This window comes from Pseudomonas sp. SMV71, assembly GCF_052042015.1.
Taxonomy (GTDB): Bacteria; Pseudomonadota; Gammaproteobacteria; order Pseudomonadales; family Pseudomonadaceae; genus Aquipseudomonas.
Map to the genome: position 1 here is coordinate 173061 of NZ_JBKGGU010000007.1, position 15130 is coordinate 188190.

Consider the following 15130-nt stretch of genomic DNA (forward strand, 5'->3'; position numbering starts at 1 on the left):
ACACCTGGAATGAAAAAACCCGCCGAAGCGGGTTTTTTCCTGCACTAGATCAAGCTGACAGTTCAACCAGCAGCTTGTTCAGGCGACGCACATACGCCGCCGGGTCCTTCAGGCTGTCGCCGGCCGCCAGGGCCGCCTGGTCGAACAGGATGTGCGACAGGTCGCCGAAGCGCTCTTCGCTCTGCTCGTTGTCGAGTTTTTCCACCAACGGGTGCGCCGGGTTGAATTCGAAGATCGGCTTGGAATCCGGGACCTTCTGGCCGCTGGCTTCGAGGATCTGACGCATCTGCAGGCCCAGATCCTGCTCGCCGATGGCCAGGATCGCCGGCGAATCGGTCAGGCGGTGAGACACGCGCACTTCGCTGACGGCGTCGCCCAGCGCGGTCTTGATCCGCTCCACCAGGCCTTCCTTGCTCTTGGCGATCTCCTCGGCGGCTTTCTTGTCTTCTTCCGAATCCAGGTTGCCGAGGTCCAGGTCACCACGGGCCACGTCGACGAAGCTCTTGCCGTCGAACTCATTGAGGTAGCTCATCAGCCACTCGTCGATGCGGTCGGTCAGCAACAGCACTTCGATGCCTTTCTTGCGGAAGACTTCCAGGTGCGGACTGTTCTTGACCTGTGCATAAGTTTCGCCGGTCAGGTAGTAGATCTTGTCCTGACCTTCCTTGGCGCGGGCCAGGTAATCGGCCAGGCCGACGATCTGCTCGCCGTCATCGCCCTGGGTCGAGGCAAAGCGCAGCAGCCCGGCGATTTTTTCCTTGTTGGCGAAATCTTCGGCCGGGCCTTCCTTCATCACCTGGCCGAAGTTCTTCCAGAAGCTCTTGTACTGCTCAGGCTCGTTCTTGGCGAGTTTTTCCAGCATGTCCAACACGCGCTTGGTCAGCGCCGACTTCATGGAGTCGATGATCGGATCTTTCTGCAGGATTTCCCGGGAAACGTTCAGCGAGAGGTCATTGGAATCCACTACGCCCTTGATGAAACGCAGGTACAGCGGCAGGAACGACTCGGCCTGGTCCATGACGAACACACGCTGCACATACAACTTCAGGCCGCGTGGCGCTTCGCGCTGGTACAGATCGAATGGCGCACGGGCCGGCACGTACAGCAGCGAGTTGTATTCCAGCTTGCCTTCGACCTTGTTATGGCTCCAGCTCAGCGGGTTCTCGTAATCGTGGGCGATGTGCTTGTAGAACTCCTGGTATTCCTCGTCCTTGACCTCGGTACGCGGACGGGTCCACAAGGCGCTGGCGCGGTTGACGGTTTCCCATTCCACTTCAGGCTTTTCTTCGCCTTCGGCGGCGGTGACTTCCTTCGGCAGCTCGATAGGCAGCGCGATGTGGTCGGAGTATTTCTTGATGATGTTGCGCAGGCGCCAGCCATCGGCGAACTCGTCTTCGCCGGATTTGAGGTGCAGCACGATGCGGGTACCGCGGTCCGCCTTGTCGACGGTGGCCACTTCAAACTCGCCTTCGCCCTTGGACGACCAGTGCACGCCTTCGCTCGCAGCGAGGCCGGCACGGCGGCTGAACACTTCGACCCGTTCGGCGACGATGAACGCGGAGTAGAAACCCACACCGAACTGGCCGATCAGGTGCGAATCCTTCTTCTGGTCACCGGACAGGTTCTTCATGAAATCGGCGGTGCCGGACTTGGCGATGGTGCCCAGGTGCGTGATCACCTCTTCGCGGCTCATACCGATACCGTTGTCTTCGAGGGTGACGGTTTTCGCGTCCTTGTCGAAGCTCACACGGATTTTCAGCTCAGCGCCACCTTCCAGCAGTTCAGGCTTGGAAAGGGCTTCGAAACGTAATTTGTCGACAGCGTCAGAGGCGTTCGAGATCAGCTCGCGAAGGAAGATTTCCTTATTCGAATACAGCGAGTGAATCATCAGGTGCAGCAGTTGCTTCACCTCGGTCTGGAAGCCCAGGGTTTCCTTTTGAGTTTCCACGCTCATGGTCATCAAACTCCAAGTGGATGGTGGTGTCCGCCTCGCTGAGATTGGCGGCGGGATGACCTCAAGGTGGGGGCTACGGGGATGATTTCAAGGGCGAGGTGCTTTCGAAGGCTCCTGGATCTTGAAATGCGCCCGGGCGGTGGCGATGGGTTCGGCCTCGGTGTCCTGCCAGGCGGTGATCGCAACGTTGGCGACTCGTCGCCCCTGGCGCCAGACCTGGCATCTGGCATAGGTGTCGCGAAACTGCCCGGCGCGCAGGTAATCCAGGGAGAAGTCGATGATCTTCGGCACGTTCGGCACGCCGGTGGCGATCAGCAGATGAACGGCTGCCGCCAACTCCATGAACCCGGCAATCACGCCGCCATGAATCGCCGGCAGTAAAGGGTTACCAATGTTGTCCTTGTTCGCCGGCAGGCGGAAAAGCAGCGCCTGGTCCTGGCGTATGCATTCGACGCCGATGAGTTGCGCATAGGGAATCGACGCCAACAGCAGCGCGTAGTCGCCCCGCTCGCACGCCTGGCGCAGTTGTTCGTGAGGGATGTCGGTCATGGCGTTTCCCCGGTGAGCGTCGGGCCACCTGTTCGTACGCCCCTGGCGTGCTGGCCAAGGCGCATGAAGGTGCCTACCACATGGGCGATGGGTTGTTCAGGGTCGTCCTGGTAGGCGAAGCCGCGGGTGAAAATCACGTCTGGAGTGACCCGGTAGCATTGGGCGAAACCATAGACGTCCTTGTGGGGCTCGGCGGCGTGCATGTAGTCGATGCGCAAATCCAGGGTCGGACAGACCTCGAACTGCGGCAGCACGCACAGGGTCGACATGCCGCACGCGGTGTCCATCAGCGAGGTCAGCGCGCCGCCGTGGATGATACCGGTCAGCGGATTTCCGACGATTCGCGGGCTGAACGGGAGGACCACCGTCAGCCCCTCACGACTGGCGCTATGCAGCTTCAAGCCCAACACCTGGCAATGGCGCAGCGCGGATAAAAAGCGTGTGGCACGCTCAAAAACGGGATTTTCGGGCATTTTCATCGATGCTCTAGCGAGTGGCTTGGCCTGACAACGGCCTATCCGGATAAAAGTTCAATCGCAACACCAGGTTATATATCTGTAGCAAAAGAGGAACTTAACCTGAGGGGTGCTGCTCAAAAGGCCAGTAGTTATTTCCATAAGGAGAAACACCCCATGCGTAAGACTTTAGCTATTGCCTTGATGTTGACCGCCTCCCTCGGTCTCGCTGCCTGCGATAAGAAATCCGAGGACAAAGCTCAAGACGCCAACCAACATTCCCAGGAAGCCCAACAGAAAATGGGCGAAGCACAGGATAAAGTGAACGAAGCGGCGAAAGAAAACGCCGAAGCTGCCAAAGATCAGAACGAAGCGAACAAAGCCGCCGCGCAGGAACAAGCACCTGCCACCGCACCGGCTACTGCGCCTAAAACCAACTGATCCGGTTTTAGTGATAAAAGAAAACCCGCCTTGGTGCGGGTTTTCTTTTGTCTGCGATTTGACAAGCCCAGGGTGCGCTCAGGCCGCTTCCTTGCCGGCCTCAGGCGCAGGCGCTTCCGTCGTTGGGGTGTACACCATCACGTCCAGCACATCGGAATGAAACTCGCGCTGATACAACACGAATACCACGCCGGCACTCATCAACATGAACAACCACGGGCTGACGAACCATGCCAGCATGGTCATGCCGAAATAATAAGAGCGCAGCCCGAAGTTGAACTGGTTGGCCGCCATGGAAATAACCCGCGCCGCCCTTAGAGCAAATGCCTTGCGTTCCTGCTCAGAAACGTGGCGCTCGCCGATCATCGGTGCCGAGCCAACCAACACTGCGGCGAAGTTGTATTGGCGCATGCACCAACTGAAGGTAAAGAATGCATAGACGAATACCAGCGCCAGGCACAGCAACTTTATCTCCGCCATGCCCTGGGAAGCCTGCTGTACCAGCGGCAGGTCGGCCAGCAACGACACTGCCCTGTCAGACGCCCCCAGCACCGTCAGGATCCCCGCCAGGATGATCAGCGTGCTGGAGGCGAAGAACGAGGCGTTGCGCTCCAGGTTGCCGATCACGCTGGCATCGGCAATACGGTTCTCGCGCAGCAGCATGCGGCGCATCCAGTCTTCGCGGTACAGGTGCATCACGCTGGCCAGGCACGCGGTGTCGCGGGCTTTCCAGGAGGCGTAGCGGGTATAGCCGGCCCAGCAGATGATGAACCAGGCGGCGGCCAGCAGATGGGTCAGGTTGGCTTGGATGAATGACATGCAATTCCTTTGTATGAAATGGACATGGAGCCACTTGCAATGAACCCTGTGGGAGCGAGCTTGCTCGCGAATGCGGGGGGTCAGCTACAAATAAGCCGCTTGACACTCCGCTATCGCGAGCAGGCTCGCTCCCACAAGGGCTTGTGTAAATCTTGAAGGCACTGCTTCGACGTTAGCTCACCAGAAAAGACACTGCCGCCCAAAAAAAATGCCCCGTATCGAGTGATACGGGGCATTTCAGTGTTTACCGATAAGCTTAGGCCAGTGCTTCGCTGCGCTTGCCCAGCAGGCGGTCACAGACCACGGCCACCGCCAGGGTCATCACCGAAGGCACCAGCCACGCCAGGCCCTGCTCGCTCAGCGGCAGATGGGCCAGCTGTGCCGGCATCCAGTCTGCCAGGCCGGCGCCCTTGAGCGCGTCGACCAGGCCAAACAGCAACGACACCAGCATCACCGGGCCGACGATGCGCCCCTGCTCGTGCCAGAAGTCCTTACAGAAGCTGAGGGCCACCAGTGCGATGCACGGGGGGTAGATCGCGGTGAGAACCGGGATCGAGAAGGCGATCAGCTTGGTCAGGCCCAGGTTGGACACCAGCAGCGAAAACGCTGCCAGGATCACCACCAGGGTCTTGTAGGACAGCGGTAGGACACGGCTGAAGTATTCGGCGCAGGCGCAGGTCAGGCCGACCGCGGTCACCAGGCATGCCAGGGAGATCAGCACGGCAAGGAAGCCGCTGCCCAGGCTGCCGAAGGTGTGCTGCACATAGGCGTGCAATACCGCGGCGCCGTTGGTCGCACCGGCGGCCACTTCATGGCTGCCCGAGCCCAGGCGGAACAGGCTGACGTAGACCAGCGCAAGCCCTACCCCGGCGATCAGCCCGGCAATGATGGCGTAGCGGGTGATCAGCGCTGGCGACTCGACACCACGGGAACGGATCGCGTTCACAATGACGATGCCGAACACCAGTGCACCCAGGGTATCCATGGTCAGGTAACCATTGATGAAGCCTTGGGAAAACGGCGCCGCAACATATTCCGGGGTCGCCACGCCGATATCACCGGCAGGCAAGGCAAATGCAGCGATGCCCAGTACCGCCAGGGCGATGATCTTCAACGGCGCGAGAAAACGCCCGACAGTGTCCAGCAGGCGGCCCGGGTAGAGCGAGATGAAGAACACCACCAGGAAATACACAGCGCTATAGAGAAACAGTGCCAGCGGGCTTTCGCCGGTCAGCGGCGCCAGGCCGACTTCGAACGAGACGGTGGCGGTACGCGGCGTGGCAAACAGCGGTCCCACCGCCAGGTAGCACACGGCTGCCAGCAGGCCGCCGGCGATTTTGCCGATCGGGCTGCTCAAGGCGTCCATGGCGCCACCGACCTTGGCCAGAGCCACGACGGTGATGACCGGAAGCCCGACGGCGGTGATCAGGAAGCCCAGCGCCGCCATCCAGACATGGGGACCGGACTGCAAGCCGACGATGGGTGGGAAGATGATGTTGCCAGCCCCGACAAACAGGGCAAATGTCATGAAACCAAGTGCCAGGATGTCCTGGCCTTTCAACACTTTCATTAAGGAAACCACACTACTGAATCGGAATTTAGAGAGGGATTTCCCCGAGGGTAAAGGGAAATGCTGTCGGTCCGTATCAGACCAACCCGTTTAGCGCGCCGCTTCCTTGTGGGCCGCGAGCGCAAAAATGGCGGCTAGCCTAACGAATTCGGGCGAAAAACGCACTGTTTAGGGGCGAACTATCCGATGCGCGACAGTTTGGTGTCGCGTTTACGTATCTATTTATCCACGACCCTTGCTTACTCCCATGGCGAGGGAGCTTGCTCCCGCTGGACTGCGAAGCGGCCCAAACGATAACCGTGAGGTTCAGCAAGACGGAACGCGCTGCCTGGTTTTGCGACCGCTTCGCAGTCGAGCGGGAGCAAGCTCCCTCGCCACTAGAGCCCGCTGCCACAGCACATGAATTCTCAAGGGCCAGAAACGACAAAGACCACCCGAAGGTGGCCTTTGTTGCTGGAACGAAAAAGGTCAGCCGAAGCTTACTTCTTCATTTCCCAGCCAGTCAGCTCGGCCAGTGCCTTGCCGATGTCTGCCAGCGAACGCACGGTTTTCACGCCTGCGTCTTGCAGCGCAGCGAATTTCTCGTCTGCAGTGCCTTTGCCGCCGGAGATGATTGCGCCAGCATGGCCCATGCGCTTGCCCGGAGGAGCAGTCACACCCGCGATGTAGGAAACAACCGGCTTGGTCACGTTCGCCTTGATGAAGGCTGCGGCTTCTTCTTCAGCGGAACCGCCGATCTCACCGATCATGACGATCGCTTCGGTCTTCGGGTCTTCCTGGAACAGCTTCAGGATGTCGATGAAGTTGGAGCCTGGGATCGGGTCACCGCCGATGCCGACGCAAGTCGACTGACCGAAACCGGCGTCAGTGGTCTGCTTCACGGCTTCGTAAGTCAGGGTGCCGGAACGCGAAACGATACCGACCTTGCCTGGCAAGTGGATGTGACCTGGCATGATGCCGATCTTGCACTCGCCCGGAGTGATCACGCCTGGGCAGTTAGGGCCGATCAGGGTGATACCCAGCTCGTCGCACTTGACCTTGGCTTCCAGCATGTCGATGGTCGGGATGCCTTCGGTGATGCATACGATCAGCTTGATACCGCCGAACGCCGCTTCAAGGATGGAATCCTTGCAGAACGGAGCTGGAACGTAGATCACGCTGGCGGTCGCGCCAGTGGCTGCAACAGCGTCCTTGACGGTGTTGAAGACCGGCAGGCCCAGGTGCTCGGTGCCGCCTTTGCCCGGCGTTACGCCACCGACCATCTGGGTGCCGTATTCGATGGCTTGCTGGGTGTGGAAGCTACCCTGCGAACCGGTGATACCTTGGCAGATAACCTTGGTGTCTTTATTGATCAGGACGCTCATTATTTGCCCTCCGCAGCTTTAACGACTTGTTGAGCAGCGTCGGTCAGGCTGGTAGCAGCGATGATGTTCAAACCGCTTTCTGCCAGTACTTTAGCGCCCAGCTCAGCGTTGTTGCCTTCGAGGCGAACAACAACCGGGATTTTCACGCCAACTTCTTTCACCGCGCCGATGATGCCTTCGGCAATCATGTCGCAACGAACGATGCCGCCGAAGATGTTGACCAGTACTGCAGCGACGTTGGTGTCGGACAGGATGATCTTGAACGCTTCGGTTACGCGTTCCTTGGTAGCACCGCCGCCCACGTCGAGGAAGTTGGCTGGCTTGCCGCCATGCAGGTTGACGATGTCCATGGTACCCATGGCCAGGCCGGCACCGTTGACCATGCAGCCGATGTTACCTTCCAGGGCCACGTAGTTCAGTTCGAACTTGGCAGCGTGCGCTTCGCGCGGATCGTCCTGGGACGGATCGTGGAAAGTCTTCAGCTTAGGCTGACGGTACATGGCGTTGGCGTCGATGTTGATCTTGGCATCGAGGCAGTGCAGGTCGCCGTCGGCCTTGATCACCAGCGGGTTCACTTCCAGCAGGGCCAGGTCGTGGTCCTGGAACAGCTTGGCCAGACCGACGAAGATCTTGGCGAACTGAGTGACCTGCTTGCCTTCCAGGCCCAGCTGGAATGCCAGCTCGCGACCCTGGAATGGCTGTGCGCCAACCAGCGGATCGATAGTGGCCTTGAGGATTTTCTCAGGGGTATCGTGAGCGATTTTCTCGATGTCCACGCCACCTTCGGTGGAAGCCATGAACACGATACGGCGGCTCGAACGGTCGACGACAGCGCCCAGGTACAGCTCTTTAGCGATATCAGTGCACGATTCAACCAGGATTTTGGTGACCGGCTGACCGTTGGCGTCAGTCTGGTAGGTCACCAGACGCTTGCCCAGCCACTGCTGTGCGAAGGCTTTGGCGTCTTCTTTGCTGCGAACCAGCTTGACGCCGCCCGCTTTACCGCGACCACCGGCGTGAACCTGGGCTTTGACAACCCATTCGCTGCCGCCGATTTTGTCGCAAGCTTCTGCTGCCGCTTCCGGGGTGTCTACCGCGTAGCCTGTGGATACTGGCAGGCCGTACTCAGCGAACAGCTGCTTACCCTGATACTCGTGAAGATTCATGCTTATTACCGTCTTCGTTAGGTACTGCGCATTCGGTGCTGCACCATTTTTAGTGCCGCACCACCTGTGACTGCTGCTTGCGTAGCCTTCCGGTGAACCGGCAGAGCTACGCAAGACTGCGTCCAGCGGACATTCCGCGGTGAGTCTTGCTCGCAAGGCTCACGACGGGCCGTACCGCCGTGGTTTCTTATTATTTCTTAACGCTTCTTGCGGTTGGCCACGTGGATGGCGCCGCCATTCACGGCCAGGGCCGCTTCGTGCAAGGCTTCGGACAGGGTCGGATGGGAGAAGACCATCATGCCCAGGTCTTCGGCGCTGGTGCCGAACTCCATCGCGATCGCGCCTTGCTGTACCAGCTCGGCCGCGCTTGGGCCAATGACGTGAACGCCCAATACACGATCCGTCTTGGCATCGGCGATGACTTTTACGAAACCGCCGGTATCGTTGGCTGCCATGGCACGGCCACTGGCGGCGAACGGGAAGGTGCCGACGTTAACTTCAACGCCTTCGCCTTTCAAGGCCTGTTCGGTTTTACCGACCCACGCGATTTCCGGGTGGGTGTAGATAACCGAAGGGATCAGGTCGTAGTTCATCTGGGCCTTGTGACCCTTGATGCGCTCGACGACCATGATGCCTTCTTCGGACGCCTTGTGCGCCAGCATCATGCCGCGAACCACGTCACCGATGGCGTAGACGCCCGGTACGTCGGTTGCACAATGATCATCGACCGCGATGAAACCACGCTCGTCCAGGTTCACGCCGCAATCGGCAGCCAACAGGTCGGTGGTCACCGGACGACGGCCGACCGCAACGATCAGCTTGTCGAAAGTGATGGTCTGTTCGCCGTTGGCGTCGGTGTAGTTGACCACGACTTCTTCGCCGTTGACCTTGGAACCGGTCACGCGAGCGCCCAGCTTGATGTCCAGGCCTTGCTTGGTCAGGGTCTTGAACGCTTCCTTGGACACCGCGGTGTCAGCAGCTACCAGGAAGGTTTCGAGGGCTTCGAGCACGGTCACTTGCGCCCCCAGGCGCGACCATACCGAACCCAGCTCCAGGCCGATCACGCCGGCGCCGATCACGCCCAGGCGCTTAGGCACGGACTGGAATTCCAGGGCGCCGGTGGAATCAACGATGACGTTCTGGTCGACTGGAGCCGGTGGAATGTCGATCGGACGCGAGCCCGGTGCCAGGATGACGTTCTCGGCCTCGATCACTTCAACCGAACCGTCTGGCTTTGTCACTTCGACTTTCTTGCCCAGCAGCAGCTTGCCGTGGCCCTGGATCGAGGTCACGCCGTTGGCCTTGAACAGGGTGGCTACACCGCTGGTCAGGTTCTTGACGATGCCAGCCTTGCGGCCAACCATCGCTGCGACGTCCATCTTGACTTCACCGGTGGAGATGCCGTGGACGTTGAAACTTTCCTTGGCTTCCTTGTATTTCCAGGAGCTGTCCAACAGCGCCTTGGAAGGAATGCAACCGACGTTCAGGCAAGTACCGCCCAGGGCCTGTTTGCCCTCGCCATCGGTGTATTTCTCGATGCAGGCAGTGGAAAGGCCAAGTTGTGCAGCCTTGATGGCCGCTACGTAGCCGCCAGGGCCCGCACCAATCACTACCACGTCGAATTTCTGAGTCATGGGTCATTCCTTTTCGAATCAAACCGGACGGCCACTTATGGTGACCGTCGTGGGACGAAACCGGTTGTTTCAGCAAGGGGCCGGCCAATCGACCGGCCCTCGCGGCGATATCAGATATCCAGCAGCAGGCGAGCCGGATCTTCAAGCAGGTTCTTGATGGTCACCAGGAACGTCACCGCTTCTTTACCGTCGATCAGGCGGTGATCGTAGGACAGTGCCAGGTACATCATCGGACGAATCACGACTTGACCGTTGATCGCCATCGGACGCTGGATGATGTTGTGCATCCCCAGGATCGCCGCTTGTGGCGGGTTGACGATCGGAGTCGACATCATCGAACCGAATGTACCACCGTTGGTGATGGTGAACGTACCGCCGGTCATCTCTTCGATGGACAGCTTGCCGTCACGGGCCTTCTTGCCGAAGGTGGCGATGCCGCCTTCGATTTCGGCCAGGCTCATCAGCTCGGCGTTGCGCAGTACCGGAACCACCAGGCCACGGTCGCTGGAGACCGCGACACCGATGTCGGCATAGCCGTGGTAGACGATGTCGGAACCGTCGATCGACGCGTTGACGGCCGGGAAGCGTTTCAGCGCCTCGGTGGCCGCCTTGACGAAGAACGACATGAAGCCCAGGCGCACGCCGTTGTGGGACTTCTCGAACAGGTCCTTGTACTTCGAACGCAGGGCCATGACTTCGGTCATGTCGACTTCGTTGAAAGTGGTCAGCATCGCCATGTTCGACTGGGCTTCGACCAGACGCTCGGCAACCTTGGCACGCAGGCGGGTCATCGGAACGCGTTTTTCAACGCGGTCACCGGCTGCGAACACCGGAGCGGCGGCGGCAGGTGCGGCAGGCTTGGCAGCTGCGGCGGCTGGAGCAGCTTTCTTGGCGGCAACGGCGGCAACCACGTCTTCCTTGGTCACACGACCACCCTTGCCGGTGCCGGCAACGGAAGCGATGTTGATGCCGTTTTCTTCAGCGATCTTGCGAGCAGCAGGCGCGGCGACCGGGTCGTCTTCGCCATCGGCAGCCGGAGCGGCGGCCTGGGCAGCGGCAGGAGCAGCAGCAGCGGCGGCCGGAGCAGCGGCGGCGGCACCGCCCTCTTCGATCGAACCCAGCACTTCGTCGGACAGGACGGTGTCGCCTTCGTTCTTGACGATAGCGCCCAGCACGCCGTCGGCGGTCGCCAGGACTTCCAGTACGACCTTGTCGGTCTCGATGTCGACGATCAGTTCGTCACGCTTGACGGCCTCGCCCGGTTTTTTGTGCCAGGTGGCAACGGTGCCATCGGCAACCGATTCCGGGAAGGTGGGGGCTTTGATCTCGATAGCCATTGTCTTTGGTTCCTTAAATTCGGTTTCAGGTGCGCGAAGGCGTTAAACGGTAAACGCGTCTTGCAGCAGTTGTTCCTGCTGCTCGGCGTGCATCGATGCGTAACCACAGGCAGGTGCAGCAGAAGCCTCACGGCCCGCGTACTCGAGTACGAGAGACTTGTTGAGGTGGCTGATGCTGCGACGCAGGTGGTGTTGGCTGCAGTACCACGCGCCCTGGTTCATCGGCTCTTCCTGACACCAGACAGCCGCCTTGGCATTGGTGTAAGGCGCCAGGACTTCTTTCAAGTCGTCCTCAGGGAACGGATACAGCTGCTCGATACGCACGATGGCGATATCTTCACGGCCTTCGGCACGGCGTTTTTCCAGCAGGTCGTAGTAGACCTTGCCGCTGCACAGGACAATGCGCTCGACCTTGCTCGGGTCCAGGGCATCGATTTCCGGGATAACGGTCTGGAACGAACCGTCGGCCAGATCCTCGAGCGTCGAAACAGCCAGCTTGTGACGCAGCAGCGACTTCGGCGTCAGCACGACCAGCGGCTTGCGCAGCGGACGAATCACCTGACGGCGCAGCAAGTGGTAGATCTGTGCCGGAGTCGTGGGCATGCACACCTGGATGTTGTGCTCGGCGCACAGTTGCAGGTAGCGCTCAAGACGCGCCGAGGAGTGCTCGGGGCCCTGCCCTTCGTAACCGTGCGGCAGCAACATCGTCAGGCCGCAGAGACGCCCCCACTTGTGCTCGCCACTGGTGATGAACTGGTCGATCACCACCTGCGCACCGTTGGCGAAGTCACCGAACTGGGCTTCCCAGATCACCAGCGCGTTTGGCGTGGTGGTCGAGTAGCCGTATTCGAATGCCAGTACGGCTTCTTCCGACAGGAAGGAGTCGTAGAGATCGAACAGCGGCTGGCCCTTGTACAGGTTCTTCAGCGGGATGTAGGTGCTGGCGTCTTTCTGGTTGTGCAGGACGGCATGACGGTGCGAGAACGTACCGCGGCCGATGTCCTGGCCGGTCATGCGGATCGGGTGACCTTCGAACGCCAGGGTCGCGTACGCCATGGTTTCGGCGTAGCCCCAGTTGATCGGCAGGCCGCCGGCTTGCATCTTCTGCCGGTCTTCGTAGATCTTCGCAACCTGGCGCTGGACCACGAAGCCTTCCGGGATTTCCAGCAGCTTGGCGGACAGTTCCTGCAAGGTCTTGAGGTCGAAACGCGTGTCGTGACGTGCGGTCCAGGCGTGGCCCAGGTACGGACGCCAGTCCACGAACAACTCTTTGTTCGGTTCCTTGACCAGGCTTTTCACCACATGCAGGCCGTTGTCCAAGGCGTTGCGATATTCATCGACTTTTTCCTGGACGCGCTCGGCTTCCAGTACACCGTCCTGGATCAGGCGATCGGCATACAGCTCGCGGGTGGTACGCTGCTTGGTGATCTGCTGATACATCAGAGGCTGGGTACCGCTTGGCTCGTCGGCCTCGTTGTGGCCACGACGACGGTAGCAGACCAGGTCGATCACCACGTCACGCTTGAACTGCATGCGGTAGTCGATGGCCAGCTGGGTCACGAACAGCACGGCTTCCGGATCATCACCATTCACGTGAAGGATCGGCGCCTGGATCATTTTCGCAACGTCCGTGGCGTACTCGGTGGAACGCGAGTCCAGCGGGTTGCTGATGGTGAAACCGACCTGGTTGTTGATCACGATGTGCACGGTGCCGCCGGTCTTGAAACCGCGGGTCTGCGACATCTGGAAGGTTTCCATGACCACGCCTTGACCGGCGAATGCCGCGTCACCGTGGATGGAGATCGGCAGCACCTTCTCGCCGGTCGGATCGTTGCGACGATCCTGACGGGCGCGGACCGAACCCTCGACCACCGGGGAAACGATTTCCAGGTGGGACGGGTTGAACGCCATGGCCAAGTGGACTTCGCCACCTGTGGTCATCACGTTGGACGAGAAGCCCTGGTGGTATTTGACGTCACCGGAACCGAGCTCGACCTTCTTCTTGCCTTCGAACTCGTCGAACAGCTCGCGCGGGTTCTTGCCGAAGGTGTTGACCAGCACGTTCAGGCGGCCACGGTGAGCCATGCCGATGACGACTTCCTTGGTGCCGTAGGAACCGGAACGCTGGATCAGCTCGTCGAGCATCGGGATCAGGCTTTCGCCACCTTCCAGGCCGAAACGCTTGGTACCCGGGTATTTGGTACCCAGGTATTTCTCCAGGCCTTCACCGGCAGTCACGCGCTCGAGCAAGTGGCTCTTGATGTCCGCGGAGTACGTCGGACGGCCACGAACGCTTTCCAGACGCTGCTGGAACCACTGGCGTTGCTCGGAATCGGTGATGTGCGTGAACTCAGAGCCGATGGTGCGGCAATATGTCTGCTGCAACGCTTCGTGAATTTCGCGTAGGCTCGCTTCCTCTTTGCCGATGAACAGGTCGCCGGCACGGAAGGTCGTATCAAGATCGGCATTGGTCAAGCCGTAATGAGTGATCGACAGGTCTGCAGGTGCAGGACGCTGCCACAGCCCCAGCGGATCCAGCTGGGCTGCCTGGTGGCCACGCATCCGGTAGGCCTGGATCAGTCGCAGCACTTCGACTTGCTTCTTCTCGTGCTCACTGCTCACGCTGCCGGCAGACACCGGTTGAGCGCGGCGCTGGTTCTTTGCCAGCAGCACGAAATGATCGCGAATCGTCGAGTGCGAAACGTCGGTGGCAGAATTACCGTCAGCCGGCAACTTCTGAAAATAGGTGCGCCACTCTTCTGGCACAGCGTTAGGGTCGTGCAGGTAGAGCTCGTAGAGCTCTTCCACATAGGCAGCGTTACCACCGGAGAGGTGGGCACTGTTCCACATGCGCTGCATCACGCTTTCTTGCATGCTTGGTCACCCTCGATTAGGGGAACACCACCGGCGAAAACACCGAGCAAACTTGCAGAAGTCCGAATGCAGCGACTAAAACAAGCCACTTAGGATCACGCTGATAGTCCGGGTACCAGCCCGGATGCCCCTGCTTGTCTCATTTCTTCAAAATAAGAACCGCCGCTTTGTGAGCGGCTGTTCTGGTTATGCTACGACGCGGGTTGAAGCCCGCGCCCTAGCCTCTACGGGTACAGCGGTTCTACGGGTACAGCAGCTGAATCACACGCCGTTTTGCAGCAGCATGTTACGCACGTGACCGATGGCCTTAGTCGGGTTCAGGCCTTTCGGACATACGTTGACGCAGTTCATGATCCCGCGGCAGCGGAAGACGCTGAACGGGTCATCCAGTGCAGCCAGACGCTCGGACGTCTTGGTGTCACGGCTGTCTGCCAGGAAGCGATACGCTTGCAGCAGGGCGGCCGGGCCCAGGAATTTGTCCGGGTTCCACCAGAAGGATGGGCACGAGGTCGAGCAGCAGGCGCACAGGATGCACTCGTACAGACCGTCGAGCTTCTCACGCTCTTCCGGGGACTGCAGACGCTCGATGGCCGGGGCCGGCGTGTCGTTCTGCAGGAATGGCTTCACCTTCTCGTATTGCTTGTAGAAGATGCTCATATCGACAACCAGGTCACGGATAACCGGCAAACCTGGCAGCGGACGAACGATCAGCTTGTTGCCCTTGACCACCGCCGACAACGGCGTGATGCAGGCCAGGCCGTTCTTGCCGTTGATGTTCATGCCGTCGGAGCCGCAAACGCCCTCGCGGCAGGAACGACGGTAGGAGAAACCTTCGTCCTGTTCTTTGATCAGGGCCAGCACGTCCAGCACCATCAGGTCTTTACCACCGGTATCGACCTGGAAGTCCTGCATGAACGGCGCGGCGTCCTGATCAGGGTTGTAGCGATAAACACTGACTTGCAACATA

At 59.9% G+C, this 15130-nt stretch carries 12 protein-coding genes; 1 reads left to right on the plus strand and 11 read right to left on the minus strand.

The features are described from left to right. Window positions 1-49 precede the first annotated feature (49 nt). The 3 genes from htpG to ACLEJQ_RS09395 form a co-directional block, all read right to left on the minus strand. Entirely contained in the window at window positions 50-1954 is a 1905-nt protein-coding gene (gene htpG / locus ACLEJQ_RS09385) for a molecular chaperone HtpG (protein ID WP_440794274.1), read from the minus strand. Window positions 1955-2041: 87 nt separating this feature from the next. Next, window positions 2042-2503, minus strand: a complete 462-nt coding sequence (locus ACLEJQ_RS09390; RefSeq protein ID WP_440794276.1) for a PaaI family thioesterase — start codon at window positions 2501-2503, stop codon at window positions 2042-2044. Beyond that, the gene (locus tag ACLEJQ_RS09395; protein WP_440794418.1) at window positions 2500-2976 is read right to left on the minus strand and encodes a PaaI family thioesterase; all 477 of its coding nucleotides are present in this window, start codon (window positions 2974-2976) and stop codon (window positions 2500-2502) included. Before ACLEJQ_RS09395 ends, ACLEJQ_RS09390 begins: the two co-directional genes overlap by 4 nt. A gap of 159 nt (window positions 2977-3135) precedes the next feature. Between ACLEJQ_RS09395 and ACLEJQ_RS09400 the strand changes: the two genes are divergently transcribed. After that, window positions 3136-3399 carry a hypothetical protein gene (locus tag ACLEJQ_RS09400; RefSeq protein WP_440794278.1) on the plus strand — a complete coding sequence of 88 codons (264 nt, stop codon included), beginning with the start codon at window positions 3136-3138 and terminating at the stop codon, window positions 3397-3399. A 78-nt stretch (window positions 3400-3477) separates the two neighbouring features. On the opposite strand, the gene ACLEJQ_RS09405 is transcribed toward ACLEJQ_RS09400, so the two are convergent. The 8 genes from ACLEJQ_RS09405 to ACLEJQ_RS09440 all read right to left on the minus strand — a co-directional run bounded on the left by ACLEJQ_RS09405 (window position 3478) and on the right by ACLEJQ_RS09440 (window position 15129). Continuing rightward, window positions 3478-4218 carry a DUF599 domain-containing protein gene (locus ACLEJQ_RS09405; RefSeq protein ID WP_440794280.1) on the minus strand — a complete coding sequence of 247 codons (741 nt, stop codon included), beginning with the start codon at window positions 4216-4218 and terminating at the stop codon, window positions 3478-3480. 256 nt (window positions 4219-4474) lie between these two features. Further along, window positions 4475-5788, minus strand: a complete 1314-nt coding sequence (gene brnQ / locus ACLEJQ_RS09410; protein ID WP_440794282.1) for a branched-chain amino acid transport system II carrier protein — start codon at window positions 5786-5788, stop codon at window positions 4475-4477. A gap of 479 nt (window positions 5789-6267) precedes the next feature. Next, entirely contained in the window at window positions 6268-7152 is an 885-nt protein-coding gene (sucD, locus tag ACLEJQ_RS09415; RefSeq protein ID WP_053149972.1) for a succinate--CoA ligase subunit alpha, read from the minus strand. Further along, complete coding sequence (gene sucC / locus ACLEJQ_RS09420; RefSeq protein WP_003179235.1) at window positions 7152-8318, minus strand: ADP-forming succinate--CoA ligase subunit beta; 1167 nt, start codon at window positions 8316-8318, stop codon at window positions 7152-7154. Before sucC ends, sucD begins: the two co-directional genes overlap by 1 nt. 197 nt (window positions 8319-8515) lie before the next feature. Further along, complete coding sequence (gene lpdA / locus ACLEJQ_RS09425; RefSeq protein ID WP_440794284.1) at window positions 8516-9952, minus strand: dihydrolipoyl dehydrogenase; 1437 nt, start codon at window positions 9950-9952, stop codon at window positions 8516-8518. 110 nt (window positions 9953-10062) lie between these two features. Next, window positions 10063-11289, minus strand: a complete 1227-nt coding sequence (gene odhB, locus ACLEJQ_RS09430) for a 2-oxoglutarate dehydrogenase complex dihydrolipoyllysine-residue succinyltransferase (RefSeq protein ID WP_440794286.1) — start codon at window positions 11287-11289, stop codon at window positions 10063-10065. A gap of 42 nt (window positions 11290-11331) precedes the next feature. After that, the gene (locus ACLEJQ_RS09435) at window positions 11332-14163 is read right to left on the minus strand and encodes a 2-oxoglutarate dehydrogenase E1 component (protein ID WP_440794288.1); all 2832 of its coding nucleotides are present in this window, start codon (window positions 14161-14163) and stop codon (window positions 11332-11334) included. Between the two features lie 261 nt (window positions 14164-14424). Then, complete coding sequence (locus ACLEJQ_RS09440) at window positions 14425-15129, minus strand: succinate dehydrogenase iron-sulfur subunit (RefSeq protein WP_039594133.1); 705 nt, start codon at window positions 15127-15129, stop codon at window positions 14425-14427. Between the last annotated feature and the right edge of the window lies 1 nt (window position 15130).

Coding starts and splice junctions, on each gene's coding strand:
- ACLEJQ_RS09395 (WP_440794418.1), bottom strand. CDS start 2,976: ATGCCCGAAAATCCCGTTTTTGAGCGTGCCACACGCTTTTTATCCGCG.
- ACLEJQ_RS09390 (WP_440794276.1), bottom strand. CDS start 2,503: ATGACCGACATCCCTCACGAACAACTGCGCCAGGCGTGCGAGCGGGGC.
- ACLEJQ_RS09400 (WP_440794278.1), top strand. CDS start 3,136: ATGCGTAAGACTTTAGCTATTGCCTTGATGTTGACCGCCTCCCTCGGT.
- odhB (WP_440794286.1), bottom strand. CDS start 11,289: ATGGCTATCGAGATCAAAGCCCCCACCTTCCCGGAATCGGTTGCCGAT.
- sucD (WP_053149972.1), bottom strand. CDS start 7,152: ATGAGCGTCCTGATCAATAAAGACACCAAGGTTATCTGCCAAGGTATC.
- htpG (WP_440794274.1), bottom strand. CDS start 1,954: ATGAGCGTGGAAACTCAAAAGGAAACCCTGGGCTTCCAGACCGAGGTG.
- brnQ (WP_440794282.1), bottom strand. CDS start 5,788: ATGAAAGTGTTGAAAGGCCAGGACATCCTGGCACTTGGTTTCATGACA.
- ACLEJQ_RS09405 (WP_440794280.1), bottom strand. CDS start 4,218: ATGTCATTCATCCAAGCCAACCTGACCCATCTGCTGGCCGCCGCCTGG.
- lpdA (WP_440794284.1), bottom strand. CDS start 9,952: ATGACTCAGAAATTCGACGTGGTAGTGATTGGTGCGGGCCCTGGCGGC.
- ACLEJQ_RS09440 (WP_039594133.1), bottom strand. CDS start 15,129: ATGTTGCAAGTCAGTGTTTATCGCTACAACCCTGATCAGGACGCCGCG.
- sucC (WP_003179235.1), bottom strand. CDS start 8,318: ATGAATCTTCACGAGTATCAGGGTAAGCAGCTGTTCGCTGAGTACGGC.
- ACLEJQ_RS09435 (WP_440794288.1), bottom strand. CDS start 14,163: ATGCAAGAAAGCGTGATGCAGCGCATGTGGAACAGTGCCCACCTCTCC.